Source organism: Parafannyhessea umbonata, from assembly GCF_900105025.1.
Classification (GTDB): Bacteria; Actinomycetota; Coriobacteriia; order Coriobacteriales; family Atopobiaceae; genus Parafannyhessea; species Parafannyhessea umbonata.
The window spans coordinates 1844660-1860810 of sequence record NZ_LT629759.1; the positions used below are offsets into that span (position 1 = coordinate 1844660).

16 protein-coding genes are annotated in these 16151 nt (G+C 61.0%); 5 read left to right on the forward strand and 11 right to left on the reverse strand.

Annotated features, from left to right (window positions below; translation table 11 throughout):
- Window positions 1-97: 97 nt before the first annotated feature.
- From treP to BLT96_RS08270, 5 genes are all read left to right on the forward strand, one after another.
- Window positions 98-2116, forward strand: a complete 2019-nt coding sequence (treP, locus tag BLT96_RS08250; protein ID WP_090863517.1) for a PTS system trehalose-specific EIIBC component — start codon at window positions 98-100, stop codon at window positions 2114-2116.
- Window positions 2117-2226: 110 nt separating this feature from the next.
- Complete coding sequence (locus BLT96_RS08255; RefSeq protein WP_090863520.1) at window positions 2227-3921, forward strand: alpha,alpha-phosphotrehalase; 1695 nt, start codon at window positions 2227-2229, stop codon at window positions 3919-3921.
- Window positions 3922-4194: 273 nt separating this feature from the next.
- Window positions 4195-5157, forward strand: coding sequence for an ABC transporter substrate-binding protein (locus BLT96_RS08260; RefSeq protein WP_090863522.1), 963 nt, complete (start codon window positions 4195-4197; stop codon window positions 5155-5157).
- A gap of 118 nt (window positions 5158-5275) precedes the next feature.
- Window positions 5276-6193: an ABC transporter permease gene (locus BLT96_RS08265; RefSeq protein WP_090863524.1), complete on the forward strand. Its 918-nt coding sequence runs from the start codon at window positions 5276-5278 to the stop codon at window positions 6191-6193.
- A complete protein-coding gene (locus BLT96_RS08270; RefSeq protein ID WP_090863528.1) occupies window positions 6193-6987 on the forward strand; it encodes an ABC transporter ATP-binding protein in 795 nt (264 codons plus the stop codon). The genes BLT96_RS08265 and BLT96_RS08270 overlap by 1 nt, the downstream gene beginning before the upstream one ends.
- Window positions 6988-7162: 175 nt before the next feature.
- Here the strand turns inward: BLT96_RS08270 and BLT96_RS08275 are convergent, their stop codons facing one another.
- The 11 genes from BLT96_RS08275 to BLT96_RS08325 form a co-directional block, all read right to left on the reverse strand.
- Window positions 7163-7504 (reverse strand): MoaF-related domain-containing protein, encoded by a 342-nt coding sequence (locus BLT96_RS08275; RefSeq protein WP_090863531.1) that lies wholly within the window; start codon window positions 7502-7504, stop codon window positions 7163-7165.
- Window positions 7505-7945: 441 nt separating this feature from the next.
- Window positions 7946-8707, reverse strand: a complete 762-nt coding sequence (locus tag BLT96_RS08280) for a GntR family transcriptional regulator (RefSeq protein ID WP_090864310.1) — start codon at window positions 8705-8707, stop codon at window positions 7946-7948.
- 197 nt (window positions 8708-8904) lie between these two features.
- Window positions 8905-9513 carry a P-loop nucleotide/nucleoside kinase family protein gene (locus tag BLT96_RS08285; protein WP_090863534.1) on the reverse strand — a complete coding sequence of 203 codons (609 nt, stop codon included), beginning with the start codon at window positions 9511-9513 and terminating at the stop codon, window positions 8905-8907.
- A gap of 41 nt (window positions 9514-9554) precedes the next feature.
- Window positions 9555-9947, reverse strand: coding sequence for a hypothetical protein (locus tag BLT96_RS08290; RefSeq protein ID WP_090863536.1), 393 nt, complete (start codon window positions 9945-9947; stop codon window positions 9555-9557).
- Window positions 9948-10021: 74 nt separating this feature from the next.
- Window positions 10022-11329, reverse strand: a complete 1308-nt coding sequence (locus tag BLT96_RS08295; RefSeq protein WP_090863539.1) for a PTS ascorbate transporter subunit IIC — start codon at window positions 11327-11329, stop codon at window positions 10022-10024.
- Between the two features lie 59 nt (window positions 11330-11388).
- Window positions 11389-11685, reverse strand: coding sequence for a PTS sugar transporter subunit IIB (locus BLT96_RS08300; RefSeq protein ID WP_090863545.1), 297 nt, complete (start codon window positions 11683-11685; stop codon window positions 11389-11391).
- A gap of 17 nt (window positions 11686-11702) precedes the next feature.
- Window positions 11703-12212: a PTS sugar transporter subunit IIA gene (locus tag BLT96_RS08305; RefSeq protein ID WP_090863548.1), complete on the reverse strand. Its 510-nt coding sequence runs from the start codon at window positions 12210-12212 to the stop codon at window positions 11703-11705.
- A gap of 41 nt (window positions 12213-12253) precedes the next feature.
- Entirely contained in the window at window positions 12254-13174 is a 921-nt protein-coding gene (locus BLT96_RS08310; RefSeq protein ID WP_090863551.1) for a carbohydrate kinase family protein, read from the reverse strand.
- Between the two features lie 33 nt (window positions 13175-13207).
- Window positions 13208-14050 carry a class II fructose-bisphosphate aldolase gene (locus tag BLT96_RS08315; RefSeq protein ID WP_090863554.1) on the reverse strand — a complete coding sequence of 281 codons (843 nt, stop codon included), beginning with the start codon at window positions 14048-14050 and terminating at the stop codon, window positions 13208-13210.
- Between the two features lie 392 nt (window positions 14051-14442).
- Window positions 14443-15303 carry an HAD family hydrolase gene (locus BLT96_RS08320; protein WP_090863558.1) on the reverse strand — a complete coding sequence of 287 codons (861 nt, stop codon included), beginning with the start codon at window positions 15301-15303 and terminating at the stop codon, window positions 14443-14445.
- Between the two features lie 180 nt (window positions 15304-15483).
- A complete protein-coding gene (locus BLT96_RS08325) occupies window positions 15484-16143 on the reverse strand; it encodes a potassium channel family protein (RefSeq protein ID WP_090863561.1) in 660 nt (219 codons plus the stop codon).
- Between the last annotated feature and the right edge of the window lie 8 nt (window positions 16144-16151).

Genomic DNA, 16151 nt, shown 5'->3' on the forward strand with positions numbered 1-16151 from the left:
CTCATACCTATTTGAATAGGCGCATCGTATCCTCATCTCAAGAGCCTATTCAAATAGGTTTGGAAGAAGGGCGCAGGCCCAATCGGACGGAGGAAACATGGGAAAGTATCGGGAGGACGCGCAAGAGCTGCTAAGGCTCGTCGGCGGCAAGGACAACATCGTCGCGGTGACCCACTGCATCACGAGGATGCGCTTCGCACTGGCTGACCCCGGCAAGGCGGACGTCCCCGCCATCGAGGCGCTCGCGTCCGTGAAGGGCAGCTTCACGCAGGCAGGCCAGTTCCAGGTCATCATCGGCAGCGACGTCGCGGACTTCTACGACGACTTCGTCGCCATCTCCGGCGTGAGCGAGGCGTCCAAGGCGGACGTGAAGAAAGCCGCCGTCGGAAACCAGAACCCACTGCAGAAGGCCATGGGCGCCATCGCCGAGGTCTTCGCCCCTCTCATCCCCGCCATCATCACGGGCGGCCTCATCCTTGGCTTCCGCAACGTTTTGGGCGACATGCCCTACTTCGGGCCCGACGGCACGCAGACGCTCGCGTCGCTGTCCGTGTTCTGGACCGGCGTGTACAACTTCCTGTGGCTCATCGGCGAGGCCGTCTTCCACCTGGGAATCCCCGTGGGCATCTGCTACTCCATCACCAAGAAGATGGGCGGCACCCCCATGCTCGGCATCGTGCTCGGCCTCACGCTCGTCTCGGGCCAGCTCATGAACGCGTACGCCGTCCCCGGCGCCACCGCGAAGGACTGGGCAACCCACACGTGGAACTTCGGCTTTGCCCAGGTCCACATGATCGGCTACCAGGCCCAGGTCATCCCGGCCATCCTCGCGGCCATCTGCTTCAACTACTACGAGCGCTTCTTCAAGAAGATCACCCCGTCCATCGTTCAGATGATCGTCGTCCCGTTCTGCTCGCTACTCCTGGGCGTCATGACCGCTCACTTCATCGTCGGCCCCATCGGCTGGACGCTCGGCACCGCGGTCGGCAACGTCGTGATGGCCGGCATCTCCGGTCCGTTCCGCGTGCTGTTTGGCGCCATCTTCGGCGGCCTGTACGCGCCGCTCGTTATCACCGGCCTGCACCACATGACCAACGCCATTGACCTGCAGCTCATCGCGGACACCGGCACCACCATGCTCTGGCCCATGATCGCGCTGTCCAACATCGCCCAGGGCTCCGCCGTCCTCGCCATGATCGTGCTGCAGCGCAACGACGACAAGGCGCAGCAGGTCAACATCCCCTCCTGCCTCTCGTGCTACCTCGGCGTCACCGAGCCCGCCATGTTCGGCGTCAACCTCAAGTACGTCTTCCCGTTCGTGTGCGCCATGATCGGCTCCGCCGTCGCCGGCGTCATCTGCACCGCCACCTCAACCGCGGCCAACGCCATCGGCGTCGGCGGCCTGCCCGGCATCCTCTCCATCAACTCCAAGTACTTCCTGTCCTTTGCGCTGTGCATGCTCGTCGCCGTCGTCATCCCGTTTGTGCTCACCTACATCGTCGGCAAGTCCAAGGGCATCGACCGCGGCGTCGGCGTCGAGGACGTCACGCTCGACGGCTCCAACGTCGTCGCCGCCAGCATCTCGGCCGGCGCGTCCGAGTCTGGCGTCGGCGCCGCCGTGGCCGCCGTCACCAGCGCAGAGGCCATGGGCGAGCTCACGGAGGACGGCGCGCTCTGCGCCGCGGTCTCCGGCACCGTAATCCCGCTGTCCCAGGTGGACGACGCCGTCTTCGCGTCCGGCACCATGGGCGAGGGCGTTGCCATCGAGCCGTCCGCCGGCGAGGTCGTGGCCCCGTGCGACGCGTCCGTCACCGTCATGATGGAGGAGACGGGCCACGCGGTCGGGCTGACGCTCGCCTCTGGCCTCGAGCTGCTCATCCACATCGGCCTTGACACCGTCGAGATGAACGGGGACGGCTTCCAGGCGCACGTGCGCAAGGGCTCCATCGTGCACCGCGGCGACCCGCTCGTGACGTTCGATCGCAAGAAGGTCGCGGCCGCCGGCCACAAGGACACCGTGCTCATGGTCGTGACGGACAAGGGCTCCGCCGAGAAGATCGACCTCACCACCTCCGGCGCGGCCGTGGCAGGCGTCACCCCCGTCATCCGCTACTAGCGACCACAGGAGCGCCCGCTGTCCTACGATGGCAGGCAGGCGCAAGCGAAGGCGCGGGAGGGACCGAGGGAGACCCCGGCCCCTCCCCGTATAGAAAGAGAGATGCCAACATGCAGGACCGCGCAGCGCGGCTTGGTGACAAGGTCGTCTACCAAATCTACGTCCGCAGCTTCAATGACTCCAACGGGGACGGCATCGGCGACCTCCGAGGCATAACGCAACGGCTGGACTACCTGAAGAAGCTGGGAGTCGACTACCTCTGGATCACCCCGTTCTTCTCGTCCCCGCAAAACGACAACGGGTACGACGTGGCGGACTACCGCTCCGTGGAGCCCATGTTCGGCACGATGGCGGACTTCGACGAGCTTTCGCGCGAGGCGAAGGCGCGCGGGATCGGGCTCATGCTCGACATGGTGTTCAACCACACGTCCACGAGCCACGAGTGGTTCAGGCGCGCGCTGAGCGGCGACCCCAAGTACCTGGCGTACTACAAGTTTGTGGACGCGGCGCCCGACGCGACGGCCGCCAAGCCCGGCGAGCCGCCCACGAACTGGGTGTCGAAGTTTGGCGGGAGCGCGTGGGAGTACGTGCCCGCGCTCCACAAGTGGTATCTGCACCTGTTTGACGTGAGCCAGGCGGACCTGAACTGGGACAACCCCGAGGTGCGGGCCGAGCTTGCCAACGTGGTGCGGTTCTGGAAGGCAAAGGGCGTGAGCGGATTTCGCTTCGACGTGGTGAACCTGATCTCGAAGCCGGAACGCCTGGAGGACGACTTCGAGGGCGACGGCCGGCGCTTCTATACCGACGGACCGCACGTGCACGAGTACCTGCAGGAGCTGGTGCGCGAGGGCGGGATCGAGGACATGGTGACCGTGGGCGAGATGAGCTCCACCTCGATCGAGAACTGCATTCGCTACACGGCGCCGCGCTACCACGAGCTGACGCAGGCATTTTCGTTCCACCATCTGAAGGTCGACTATGCCGGTGGCGACAAGTGGGCACTCGCGGAGCCGGACATCCCCCGGCTGAGGGGGCTGCTGCGCGACTGGCAGGAGAGAATGACGGCCGGTGGCGGCTGGAACGCGCTCTTTTGGTCCAACCACGACCAGCCGCGCCCGAACTCGCGCTTTGGCGACTGCTCCACCCGGGAGCTGTGGCGGCGCTCCAGCGAGCTTCTGCCCGTGTGCACCCACCTGCTGCGCGGCACGCCGTACGTGTACCAGGGCGAGGAGCTGGGGATGACGAACCCCGACTTCACGAGCATCGACCAGTACCGCGACGTGGAGTCGCTCAACTACTACAAGATCCTGCAGGACGAGGGGGCCACGCCCGAGGAGGCGTTCCACATCGTGCGCGAGCGCTCGCGCGACGACTCGCGCACGCCCGTGCAGTGGGACGGCAGCGCGAACGCGGGCTTCACCAGCGGCACGCCGTGGATAGGCATCCCCGCGAACCACGCGTACGTGAACGCGGCGGACGAGATGGCAGACCCGGACTCCGTGTGGAGCTTCTACCGGCGAATCATCGCGCTGCGGAAGGAGTGTCCGGTTGTCCAGGCGGGCGACGTGCGCTTCCTGGACGCGGCGTCCGACAAGGTCATCGCGTACGAGCGCACGCTTGAAGGTGCCGCCAGCGGAACGCGGCGGCTGGTCGTGGCGTGCAACTTCAGCGGCGCGGACGCGGCGGCGCTTCCGGCGGACGCGCTCGACGGCGGCACGGTGCTGATAGAGAACTGCGACGACCATCGCATCCAGGACGGGACGCTCGTACTGGGGCCGTGGTGCGCCGTGGCGCTTGCCTGGTAGCAACAGGCATCTGCAAACGCGCCCGACTGGACGCGCGCACCCGGCCGCACGCGCAGAGAGCCGCAAGAAAAAGGACTGTTCTTCTCGCCCGCGGGGTCCCTCCCTCCGCGGGCGCCTCACATGCCCGGCCCAGGCTCATATGCGACAGTCGCAGTTACAAACTTGTAAGCGTTTTTCAGGCAGCACCCACATCGCGCGCGCATACCAATACGATATTTTGTCACACGTCACGCCGCGCACGCGCGGCCCAACCAAAGAAGGAGGCTGTCAGATATGACCAGGTGCGTAACCCGCCGCGATGCCATCGCGCTGTTTGGGGGCCTGACCGCCTTTACCCTTGCCGGATGCAACAGCTCGAACGGTGGGGACAAGGTGTACAAGATCGGCGTTCTGCAGCTTACGGAGCACGACGCCCTCGACGCCGCGAACAAGGGCTTCGTGAAGGCCCTCAAGAAGTCCGGCCTCAAGTACAAGATCGACCAGCAGAACGCCCAGAACGACCAGTCCGCCTGCCAAACCATCGCGACCAAGCTCGTGAACGACGGCGACGACCTGATCCTGGCCATCGCGACGCCGGCCGCCCAGGCGGTCGCCGGCGCCACGTCCGATATCCCCATCGTCGGCACGGCCATCACGGACTTTGCCGCATCCGGCCTGGTAAAGAGCAACAAGAAGCCCGGCAACAACGTCACCGGCACATCGGACCTCACGCCCGTGGACGAGCAGTTCGACCTCCTGGTGAAGCTGCTGCCCAACGCAAAGACCGTCGGCGTGCTGTACTGCACCGCAGAGTCCAACTCCGACGTGCAGGTGAAGATGGCCCAGAAGGCCGCCAAGAAGCGCGGGATGAAGGCCGTGCGCTACTCCGTCTCGAGCTCGAACGAGATCCAGCAGGTCGTGGAGTCCATGGTCGGCAAGGTCGACGCCTGCTACGCGCCGACGGACAACACCATCGCCGCGGGCATGTCGACCGTCTCGATGGTCGCGAACGAGAACAAGCTTCCGGTTATCTGCGGCGAGAAGGGCATGGTCGACAACGGCGGCCTCGCCACGTACGGCATCGACTACGAGGCCCTGGGCTACAAGGCCGGCAAGATGGCCGTCAAGATCCTGAAGGGAACGTCCAAGCCGGCCGACATGCCGATCGAGCACCTCAGCATCAAGGAGTGCACGCTTGCGACGAACGAGAAGGCCGCGGCCGCCGTGGGCGTGGACCTCTCCGTCCTCAAGGCCTAGCCGCGACCCCGGCCCCGCCGGCCGGAGCCCGCGCAACAAGCAACGCCGCCACAGGGCGGAAAACGGGCGCACCCGCCGGCCTCGGTCGCGGGCGCGCCATCGAGTTTGGGGGGAGCACATGCTTCTATCACTAACCGGCGCCGTCTCGCAGGGCATCCTGTGGGGCATCATGGTGCTGGGCGTCTTCATCACGTTCCGCATGCTCGACATCGCGGACCTCACCGTGGACGGCAGCTTCGCCCTTGGCGGCTGCGTCGCAGCGGTCGCCTCGGTCAACATGGGCCTCGACCCGCTCGTCTCGGTCCTTCTCGGCATGCTCGCCGGCCTTGTGGCCGGGGCGGTCACCGGACTCCTGCACACGCTGTTCGACATCCCCGCGATCCTGGCGGGAATCCTCACGCAGATATCGCTGTGGTCCGTCAACCTGCGCGTCATGGGCAAGTCGAACACGCCGCTTCTGGGCGTCGATACCGTGTTCTCGCGCGTCGCGACGCTCCTCGGCGTGTCCAACAACGTCGCTACCCTCGTCATCGGCGCACTCGTCGCGGCGCTGTGCGTGGCGCTTCTCTACTGGTTCTTTGGCACGGAGATCGGCTCGGCCATGCGCGCGACCGGCCAGAACGAGGACATGTGCCGCGCGCTGGGCATCGACGTGCGCGTGACGAAGCTGCTCGCGCTCAGCCTGTCCAACGGCCTCGTCGGGCTGTCCGGCGCCCTCGTGTGCCAGAGCCAGAAGTACGCCGACATTAACATGGGCACGGGCGCCATCGTGATCGGCCTGGCCGCCATAGTGATCGGCGAGGTGCTTGGCCGCCTGACCCCGGGCAAGCTTCAGGCGTTCGGCAGCCGCCTGACCTCGGCCGTCGTCGGCTCCGTCATCTACTTCATCATCCGCGCCATCGTGCTGCAGATGGGCATGGACGCAAACGACATGAAGCTCTTCTCGGCCGTCATCGTCGCACTCGCGCTCGTGGTGCCCGTGGTGCTGGAGCGCAGCCAGGCGCGCCGCGCGTGGCGGAAGGGAGGCGAGCGCTGATGCTGACGCTTTCCCACGTCACCAAGACGTTCAACAAGGGCACGGTCAACGAGAAGCCCGCGCTCACCGGGGTGGACCTCCACCTTGAGCCCGGTGACTTCGTCACCGTGATCGGCGGCAACGGCGCCGGAAAGTCAACGCTGCTGAACTGCATCGCAGGCGTCTTCCCGCCCGACGGCGGCAAAATCGAGCTCGACGGCCGCGACGTCACGCGCCTGCCAGAGCACAAGCGCGCCGCCGACCTGGGCCGCGTGTTCCAGGACCCCATGCGCGGCACCGCGGCAGACATGCAGATAGACGAGAACCTCGCCCTCGCGGCGCGCCGCGGCGGCCACCGCGGCCTCGCGTGGGGCATCACGCGCGAGGAGCGCGAGGACTACCACGAGCGCCTGAAGATGCTGGACCTTGGCCTGGAGGACCGCATGACCTCGAAGGTCGGCCTGCTCTCCGGCGGCCAGCGCCAGGCGCTCACGCTTCTGATGGCAGTGCTCAAGCGCCCGAAGCTGCTGCTCCTGGACGAGCACACCGCCGCGCTCGACCCAAAGACCGCCGCAAAGGTGCTCTCGCTCACGCAGCGCCTGGTTCAGCAGGACTCGCTCACCACGCTCATGGTCACGCACAACATGCACGACGCCATCCGCCTGGGCAACCGCCTCATCATGATGCACGAGGGCCACGTGATCTTCGACGTCCGCGGGGACGAGAAGAGCAAGCTCACGGTCGCGGACCTGCTGCACAAGTTCGAGGAGGCAGCCGGCGGCGAGCTCGACAACGACCGCATGCTGCTCTCGTAGCGCCGCGGCACGCACCGCGCCAGCGTCCAAGCCAGCGCCCCGAACGTACAACATTCAATATGATGTTGACGTTCGGGGCGCGTTTTCTCAGTTGGCAGAAATGTGTAGGAAATATGTTCTACGTTCGCGTCACCGACCCGCCGTCAAACACTACGGACGGCACGCGACGGATGCCCTAGCCGACCAGCGTAAGCCTACCCTCAAGCACCATCTTGCCACGGCCGCCGTGAGCGCCCTCCTCCGGCCAGGTCAGAAACGTGGTAACCCTACTGTTCCCGAAGTCCGCAACCTGGGACGCAACGACTCCGGCCTCCTCAATCCAGTTGACCATGTACACGTCCTCGCCCAGTGCGACCGCATCATATGGGTCGACCTCACTTGAAGGCTCGCCCTCCCCCACCACGGAAAGCGCGTTCCACCTAAGCTCGCTCTCGCTTAGGTAGTCACTCACGTAGTGGTCGCCGCTCTCGTAGTCGACGTCCACGCGCTTGCCCCGCACCTTCTCGAAAACCGTCATGTCGGCCTCCATCCTGCGAGTCCAGCTATTTACCGTGGTACGCATTCGATACTTATTTCTGCTTCTCGACTAAATTGACCTTACGGGATGCAGGTCTTACGCACAATTAGGATCATTCTGGTTACCTGGTCGCTTCTGGGTGACTGCAGCTGCATTCCGCACGGCACAACAATGCCCGCAACGTAGAACTATATTTTTTAGTTCTACGTTGCAGGCACGTTTTCCCAGTTGGCGCAAACCGCGCGAATTATAGTTCTACGTTACGCGGCAGGGGGGCGCCCCCTCGGTAGCGTGGCGCTTTGCGCTCCAGACGGAGTCACCACTCATGTCGTCTTAGGCGTTTCCCAACAATACCGTGCTCTCGAGGGACCTGAGTCGAAGACTGTCAAAGTGACGAACCCCGCCCATAGAAGCTAGGTGCCGCATGCACCCAGACAAATACTATTTAACCAGTGACATTTCGAGATAATAGAGGTTGGAGCGATAGCGCCACACTCCAAACTCACGCGGAATTCCACGCTCGTCAAATGATACACGCGTAATCTCGAGAAGGGGGAATCCCTTCTCGACGTGGAGCACGCGCGCGGTTTCCTCGTCCGCCCCCACCGATTTCATCACCTGCGTTGCACGGGGCCACGTTACATGCAAGACGTTCTTGTAGTAAGCACGAAGTGACTCATTAGAAAAGTCTCTTTCTGTAGCGCCAGGGACATAATTCGCCTCTAGTAAGATCGTCTCACGATAGTACGGCGTCTCTCCCTTACAGCGAACGCGGTCAAGTCGAAAAAGTGGCGTATCTAACGGAAGATTGAGCGCTCCGGAAGCTTTTGGATCCGCAAGCACTACCCCCGCGTCGAGGACCCTCTTCTCTACTTTCCCAACGCCAATACTTGGGTCATCGCTAAGACGCAAGCTTGAGTTCGTCCAGTTCAGTGCCGTTTTTGGCCTAGTAGCCACTACGACTGAGCCCACGCCGCGGCGCCTCTCTACCAAGCCGTCATCGACGAGCATCCCCATCGCCTTACGCGCGGTCTCACGACTGATGCCGAACTCCTCTACCAGGCGCGTTTCGGATGGTACAAGATCCCCAACCGAAAATGAACCTCCGGTAATCTCCTGAAACAGGATATCGTACAGCTGGTAATACAGCTGCTCATGAGAGTTCGGATCGAGTCTCCGTGTTTGTAAAATTGCAATTCCCATATGCAGCACAACTCGCTTTTGGCCGAATGATGCATGACGAGCATGCAACCGTCGCACTACTCATACTCCAAATCGCATCGAACCCAAGGTTAAATCTGGTATAGAGACCAATTTAGGAATACAAATGGCATACAACCAGCCAGTGGGCCAACAAGTTATAAAGTACCTGTCTTGCAAAACAACTTTCGAACTACGCGTCAGCTCCTCGCAAGCTCATCCACTCTATCGACTATCGCCTCTTCGTCGACGTCATCAATGTTCGTCGCATCAACTTCAATGAGGTCCCCGAGCACAAATGTCCCGTATCCCTTTGTGACGCAGCGCTCTTCCAAAAGCTGCCTGGTTACCAGTGCGTCTGCCTTGCTGCGATCAGCAAGCACGTCACCCTTGTGATAGTGATTCATGAGGTGCCCAAGGTGCCTTGATTGAGACAGGTCTCTAGCCAGTGATCGCTTGTAGATTACATCGAGATCCCCGACAAACCTAACAGTAATGGCCCGATAGCCATACTCCGCAACCAACTTGACCAGCGTGGGGCGCTGCTTGTCAGAAAACGGATAGTCAGTAACGAATGCCTTCCCGTCGGACATTAGGTGCCGGAGCTCAGAGTAGTACCTTTTCCAAACAAGCTTCTCGAGCTCATCCTTTTCCTGGAGGGAATCGAACCCGAACTCATCCCAAACCTGTTCTTTAATGTCATCTGGAGCGATTACAGGCAAATCCGGATGCCGTTTGAGGAGCTCTCCGCAAAATGTTGACTTACCAGTTGCCGGATAGCCCGCGAGAAGCACCATGACTTTCTTCATGATTGCGCTTTCCTAACCTTTGTCCAAAACTCCAACGAACGCTACTTGCCGCGAAGCATGTCCTTGGAGTTCTGCATAAGGGACTGGAGCTTGTCCAAATAGAGCTTTGCTCCGTCTTGGTCGCCAGACTCAGCTGCGGCCTTACGCTTCCTGTTGTATAGGGTGGTCAGTGACCTATATGGGGCACCCATGCGCCTTCCGTTGGCGACGCAGGCTTCAAACGCCTCAATGGCCGCGTCATCCTCTCCGGCATCCATCAAAAGCTTTCCGCGGCGCTCCAGAAGGTCGCACTTCTCGGCCCCATCGACTGAGTCTATTTGCTCCAAAAGCTCATTCGCCTTACGAAGCAGCTCTTCTCGGTCGACCTTAGCAGACGGCTCGTTATCCTTCTTTTCAGACTTTACCGCCTTATCTTTCTTGTGAAAGAGGAACATGTTGCCTCGATTCTCCTAAACCCTGATAGAAAGGGGGCTGGCCCATAGAAGACCAGCCCCCATCACACAGTTCGCTATGCAAAAAGGCCAACGAGGCACTTGATGCCGTAGAGCACGAAACCAGTGAAGACCGTATCAACGTCGGTGCAAGTCAGGTTGACGAAGCCAATCTGCGCAAGCATGGGGGTGAGAAGCGCGGGGATGATCATGATGAAGATGCCGTGCACGATGCAGCCGATGATCAGGCCACGACGACCACCCACGGCGTTGCCGAAGATACCCGCAGTACCACCAGCGAAGAAGTTGGACATAACGCCGGGGATGACAAAGTATCCAGTGACCGGAGAAATGAGCATGCCGATAATCGAGCCGATGGTGGTGAAGATGAAGCCGAGAATAACGCTGTTAGGAGCGTAGGGGAAGAGAACGGGGCAGTCGAGGGCAGGCTTGGCACCAGGAACGAGCTTCATCGAAATGCCCTGGAAGGCGGGAACGATGTTGTCGAGAAGCTGGCGGACGCCCATCATCAGGATGTAAAGGCCGATCACGAAGGTGCAGCACTGCAGGAACGCCTCGACGATGTAGTTAACGCTGGTCGAGATGCCGAGACCCTTGGCGACCTTGAGGCACGCAGCGGGCCCAGCAATAATCGCCGCAATGATGTAGAAGGGAAGCATGACCGTGAAGACGGCAAGGTAGGTGTCGTTGAGGAAGTCGAGCTTCTCAGGAATCTTCACGTCCTCGGCAGACTCCTCGGGATTGCCCACGAGCTTGGCAACGCCGGCGGTGACCATGTAGCCAATGGTGCAGAAGTGACCGAGCGCGATATCGTCACTGCCAGTAATCTTGCGCACAACAGGCTGTGCAATGGCAGGCATAAACGTCGCGAAGCAGCCGCCAACAAGCGAAGCGAGGAGAATCAGAGGCACGCCGGTAAGACCGAGGAAGTAAGTGAACACGACCGCAAGGGTGGACTCCCAAAGGAGTGCCTGGCCGGTCAGGAAGATGTACTTGAACTTCGTGAAGCGGGCAATGATGAGGTTCACGATGAAGATGCCGAGCAGGACGATCGAAATCTCCGAGCCGAGCCCCAGGTCAGTCATAGCCTGGCCATTGATGCCCTCAATCGAGGCGACAACAGCGCCGCCGCCGGCACCGATGTGGAAGGCGGAGTTGAACACATTGCCGAAGTACTGGAGCGAACCCTGAAGAACGCTGGAGCCGGCGGAAAGAATCATGAAGCCAAACAGGGTCTTCATCGTTCCCGCAAACACCTCGTTAGCCGGCTTCTTCTGAAGCGCAAGACCAAGGAAGGCAATGAGGGCGATGATGATCGATGCCTGGGTCAGAATGTTGCTAACAATCCAATTCAGGACAGCCATTTCATCCTCTTTCTATTGCTTAAAAAACTAATTTCCTCGAGAAGGACGGGGCACCTCTGTTACAGCTCGCCCATTTCCTTAAGGATTGGCGTGAGCTTTTCGGTGATCTCCTTCTTGTCGACCAAACGATCGAGGAAAACCACCGGCTTAGGAAGATTCTTCTTCTCCATAAGCTTCTGGTAGTTCTTGCCAGACACGACAATATCGGCCTCGTTTACGATTGCGGAAATCGTAGTCGTGTCGGTATGGCTGACCTTGGCGTTCACGTTGAGAGCCTTCATTGCCTGCTCAATAGCCATCTGGCAGGCGAAGCTGCTGCCCAGGCCGGCGCCACACACCGCGATGATCTTGACCATGTTTACCTCCCCTCTTCTTACTCGGATGCGGACAGAACGGATTCTCCTGCTCTGTCAGTTGCCTCTGACTCGGCTATGAGCAGGTGGTAGATTTCTTCTGGCGTTTCAGACTCTTTCAGACGAGCAACCTTGGACTCGTCCATGCAGAAGGTCGCAAGAACCTTGATTGCGTCTACGTGAGAGTTCGGGTCTTCTGCCGACAGAGCAAACAGCAACGTTACGCAGCTGTCCGACCCCTCGAATTGAACGGGCTTCCTCAGTAACAGAAGTCCCATCTGGGTCTTAATCGCTCCTTCTTCGGGACGTGCGTGGATGAGCGCGATGTCGTCGGTAAGCACGACATAGGGGCCCACGGATTCAATGTCTTTCACGACATTGTCCGCATACCTCTGCTCGGCGTAGCCACCCTTAACCAGGGGGTCAAGACTTACCCTTACCCCTTCGCGCCAGTCCTGGACGGAGTCGAGTATCTGGATGTTCTCAACCTTGAGCATGTCTTGAAAAGCAAACTTCTGAGAGTCAGCCATGTGTTCTTCCTTAACTGAATCGATCCCACGCGTGGGGTTCCCTATGCAGATTCGGGCAAATCAATTCCGAGAGACTTAAGCGCTCCAAGCACCTCACTAAGTTCAGGAATCGAGCGCTGGCTACCCATGCGAGTGGTAGAAATGGCGGCAGTCATAGAGCCAAGAGTCAGACAATCGACGAACTCAAGGCCACGCGACAATCCGTAAGTAAAAGCTCCGTGGAAAATGTCTCCCGCGCCCGTCGAGTCAATCGCCGCCACCTCGAACGCGGGCATACGCACAGCCTTTCCCCCTTCGAGGTACACCAGCCCTTTGGACCCGAGCGTTATCGCTACGCGGCAGCCGGGATTGATGCTTTCGATGTCTAGCAGCGCCTCAAGAAGACCCTTGTCGGTATCTGGCAGGACACGGCCCGTATGCTGCTCGGCAAACGCCTGAGAACAGACGATATAATCGGAAACACGAGCGACCTGAAGTGTCGACTCTCGACACGTACCGGCATCAACCACAACCTTTGCGTCGGGGAAGCGCCTCTTGTACTCAACAGTCGCTTCAGGTTCATGCCCGTCACAGAGAATGATGTCTGGCGACGCCTCCGGATACACAACTTCAGCTTCAACGTTCTGGGACGGGAAGTTGAAAATTGTTCTTGTGCCCGTCTTTCCGTTTGCCACGATGAAGCTAAAAGAGGTCGATACGCCAGGGGCGCGAAGGAGATAGTCAAGATTGACTCCGCAGTCTGCAACGGCCTTCTTTATCTGCTCTCCATAGGCGTCTCTTCCGATGCGGGCCACCAAGTAAGGCTTGGCTCCCCACTTTCCGCAAACACAGGAGCCATTGAGGGCTGGCGCACCGGGGCATTCAGTATGCTCGGTGAGACGATACTTCCTATCAGGGACAATGTCTTCGTCGACTCGTGCAGTTATGTCATAGGCCGCTTGGCCGATACAGAAAATGCGCATGCTCCACCACCTCTCTGGCTCCAGATGCGGTCTTTAAATGTTCTTGAAGAGGCTGATCTTGTGCTCCACGACCTCCTGGACAACGTCAAGCGCGGGCATAACGTTGTTCCTGTTAGAGGTGTTCTCCTTGTTCGAGTCGTAAAGCTCCTTGGACTTCCTGTTCCACTGCACGAGAAGCTCGGTGCCCACGTTGAACTTTCGGATGCCAAGGTCAATCACGCGGTGGATATCGTTGTCAGACACGCCAGTGCCGCCATGAATAACCAGCGGACGCTGGGCAACCTCGTAAATCGACTTCAGAACGTCGAAGTTGATGTTGGTCTTCGACTTGTACTGGCCGTGATTGGTGCCGATTGCCACGGCAAGGGCATCGATGTCGGTCTTGTCAATGAACTCGACCGCCTGCGCAGGGTCGGTCAGGCGCACAGCGTCAGACGCGACGGCCACGCCATCCTCGGTTCCGCCAACGGTGCCAAGCTCCGCCTCGACGGAAGCACCGGCAGCGTGTGCATACTCGACAACGCGACGCGTTCCAAGGATGTTCTCCTTGAACGGCAGTGCAGAGCCATCAAACATGACGGAGCCAAAACCCGCGTCAACAGCCTCGCGGATGTTGTCCCAATTCTTGGCGTGGTCGAGGTGGAGATCGACGTTTACGCCGTACTCCTCAGCAAGCGACTTGCACACTGCAACAAGAGTGCGCATGCCGACATACTTTGCAGTCCCCTCAGAGGTCTGGATGATTACCGGAGTCCTCTGGTTGTTTGCCGCCTTGACGATTGCCTGCACCATCTCGAGGTTGTGGGTGTTGAAAGCGCCAATGGCCATGTTCAGTTCGGAAGCTTCCTCCAGAACACTCTTAAGCGTGGTGTACATGTGTTTGTCTCCCACCTTTCCTTCACACCCATACGGTTATATGGTTGTGTGGTTGTCCGTACATTTACCTGACAAACACAGCCTATACACAACAACGGAGAAATGCAAGGATTTTTCTGGAATGGTTTTGCCTCTTCGGTAAATGCCTAGAGCACTCGCTTCTCATTCCCAAAGTTCGGTCATCCATCCCCTCGGAGTGAGGCCGAGCCGCATTCCCCGCCACACAACAATGCCCCTAACGTAGAACTATATTTTTTAGTTCTACGTTAGGGGCACGTTTTCCCAGTTGGTGCAAGCCGCGCGAATTATAGTTCTTCGCTACGCGACACGCTGCACGTTACGCGCCGCGTTGCACGCCGCACCCGAGCACGGCGATCGCGCCCACCACTCCCCTACGCGCGCATGAACGCCGGCTCCACCTCGCGTCCAAGCTCACAAGACTCCCGAGCCGCAGCCGCTATCTGCTCCATCGCGCGCGCCACGCCGTCGTCGGCGCTCGCGCCCACGTGCCAGCGGGCCGCCCGCGTCGCCGCCTCATTCGCGTTCGCCACGGCGCACGAGTTGGGGTACCTCCGCAGCATGTCCAGGTCGTTGTCCGCGTCGCCAAACACGCAGACCTCCTCGTCGGCCAGGCCCAGAATCTTCTGCAGTATGGCGACGCCGTCCGCCTTGCCCCAGCCCTTCGGGCTCGCGTCCAGCCAGTTCACCACCGTGTTGGGAAACGACAGCCCCGGGCACGCATCCGAAAGCACACGGGAAAGCTCCACGGCGCGCTCGTTGTCGCCCATCACCACCATCCCGGCCTTCACCACAGGGTAATCCGGCATCTCGCCCAGCTCGTGGCGCTCGCCGCCGCACAGGAAGACGCGCTCGAACATGGGCCCAAGCTCCTCGCGGGTCGCACCCACCCAGTCGCCAAAGTTGTCGTCGCGATACGTGATGAACGCGCAGCCCTCGACCCGCGCCGCAATCGACTCCGCGCGGCGCAGCTCGTCCATGGGCAGGGTCTTCTCGTACACCACCTCGCCCAGGTAGTACACCTTCTGGCCGTTCACCAGCACGCCCGTGTTGTAGCAGCTCGCGTCCTTGTTAAAGAAGCTCGACAGCTCGCCGCGGTCGCGGCCGCTCGCCGGCCCAAAGTCGATGCCCTGCTCCTGGCAGGCGTGAATCGCGTCCACCGTCCGCCGCGATGCCGCCGACGCGCCAAACGGCACCAGCGTGTTATCCATGTCAGAAAGTATGAGCTTGATCAAGGCGCCTCCTCCGCCGCGTCCGCCCGCGCCCACAGGCGCTCCGGCCAATACGATAGCGCCGCGCCACGCCTACCCGGGCGCGACGCGGCGTATCAACACGTTATCCATCGGCCCTCGTCGGCAGCGGCAGGGCCATGAGGCCCACCGCTTCCGGACGAGAAGCGCCATCCTCCCGGCCCGCTACGCAAACGCCCGCTTCAGCTCGCGCTTTGCCGCGGCGCTCGTAAACGCCAGAACGTTGTCGCCGGCGATGAGGCCCGTGTCGCCGCGAGGGATGATGATGTCCCCCGCGCGGTCGATCGCGATCACGACGGCCTCGTCCGGCAGGGCCAGGTCAGAGATCTTCCTCCCCGCCGCCGACGACCCCGGGCGCACCTCAAGCTGCACGAGTGCATGCTCGTCCTTGCCCAGGCGCATGATGGTGAACACGTCCTCCATGTCCAGACCCTCCTGCACGGAGCGCGCCAGCAGGTCCGCCTGGTTGATCCCCACGTCCACGCCCATCGACTCGTTGAACATCCACGAGTTCTTCGGGTTGTTCACGCGCGCGACCACGCGCGGCACCTGGTACTCCATCTTCGCCAGAGTCGACGCCACCAGGTTCACCTCGTCGGAGCCCGTCGCCGCTATGAGCACGTCCGCGCTCATCACGCCGCACCTCTCCAGCACCTCCGGGCTCGTACCGCTCCCGAGCACGACCTTCTGGCCCGGCAGCTCCTCCTGCAGCTTGCGCACCACGTCGCGCCTGCTCTCCACCACCACGACGGACGAGCCTCCGTCCGTGAGTATGGGCGCCAGGTAGCGACCGGTCTTGCCGCCGCCTACGATGATGATGTTCATGGCAACCT

Bases quoted from the DNA above. Each gene is read 5' to 3' on its own strand.
- BLT96_RS08255 (WP_090863520.1), top strand. From the start codon at position 2,227: ATGCAGGACCGCGCAGCGCGGCTTGGTGACAAGGTCGTCTACCAAATC.
- treP (WP_090863517.1), top strand. From the start codon at position 98: ATGGGAAAGTATCGGGAGGACGCGCAAGAGCTGCTAAGGCTCGTCGGC.
- BLT96_RS08300 (WP_090863545.1), bottom strand. From the start codon at position 11,685: ATGGTCAAGATCATCGCGGTGTGTGGCGCCGGCCTGGGCAGCAGCTTC.
- BLT96_RS08275 (WP_090863531.1), bottom strand. From the start codon at position 7,504: ATGACGGTTTTCGAGAAGGTGCGGGGCAAGCGCGTGGACGTCGACTAC.
- BLT96_RS08290 (WP_090863536.1), bottom strand. From the start codon at position 9,947: ATGTTCCTCTTTCACAAGAAAGATAAGGCGGTAAAGTCTGAAAAGAAG.
- BLT96_RS08295 (WP_090863539.1), bottom strand. From the start codon at position 11,329: ATGGCTGTCCTGAATTGGATTGTTAGCAACATTCTGACCCAGGCATCG.
- BLT96_RS08265 (WP_090863524.1), top strand. From the start codon at position 5,276: ATGCTTCTATCACTAACCGGCGCCGTCTCGCAGGGCATCCTGTGGGGC.
- BLT96_RS08325 (WP_090863561.1), bottom strand. From the start codon at position 16,143: ATGAACATCATCATCGTAGGCGGCGGCAAGACCGGTCGCTACCTGGCG.
- BLT96_RS08305 (WP_090863548.1), bottom strand. From the start codon at position 12,212: ATGGCTGACTCTCAGAAGTTTGCTTTTCAAGACATGCTCAAGGTTGAG.
- BLT96_RS08310 (WP_090863551.1), bottom strand. From the start codon at position 13,174: ATGCGCATTTTCTGTATCGGCCAAGCGGCCTATGACATAACTGCACGA.
- BLT96_RS08280 (WP_090864310.1), bottom strand. From the start codon at position 8,707: ATGGGAATTGCAATTTTACAAACACGGAGACTCGATCCGAACTCTCAT.
- BLT96_RS08315 (WP_090863554.1), bottom strand. From the start codon at position 14,050: ATGTACACCACGCTTAAGAGTGTTCTGGAGGAAGCTTCCGAACTGAAC.
- BLT96_RS08260 (WP_090863522.1), top strand. From the start codon at position 4,195: ATGACCAGGTGCGTAACCCGCCGCGATGCCATCGCGCTGTTTGGGGGC.
- BLT96_RS08285 (WP_090863534.1), bottom strand. From the start codon at position 9,513: ATGAAGAAAGTCATGGTGCTTCTCGCGGGCTATCCGGCAACTGGTAAG.
- BLT96_RS08270 (WP_090863528.1), top strand. From the start codon at position 6,193: ATGCTGACGCTTTCCCACGTCACCAAGACGTTCAACAAGGGCACGGTC.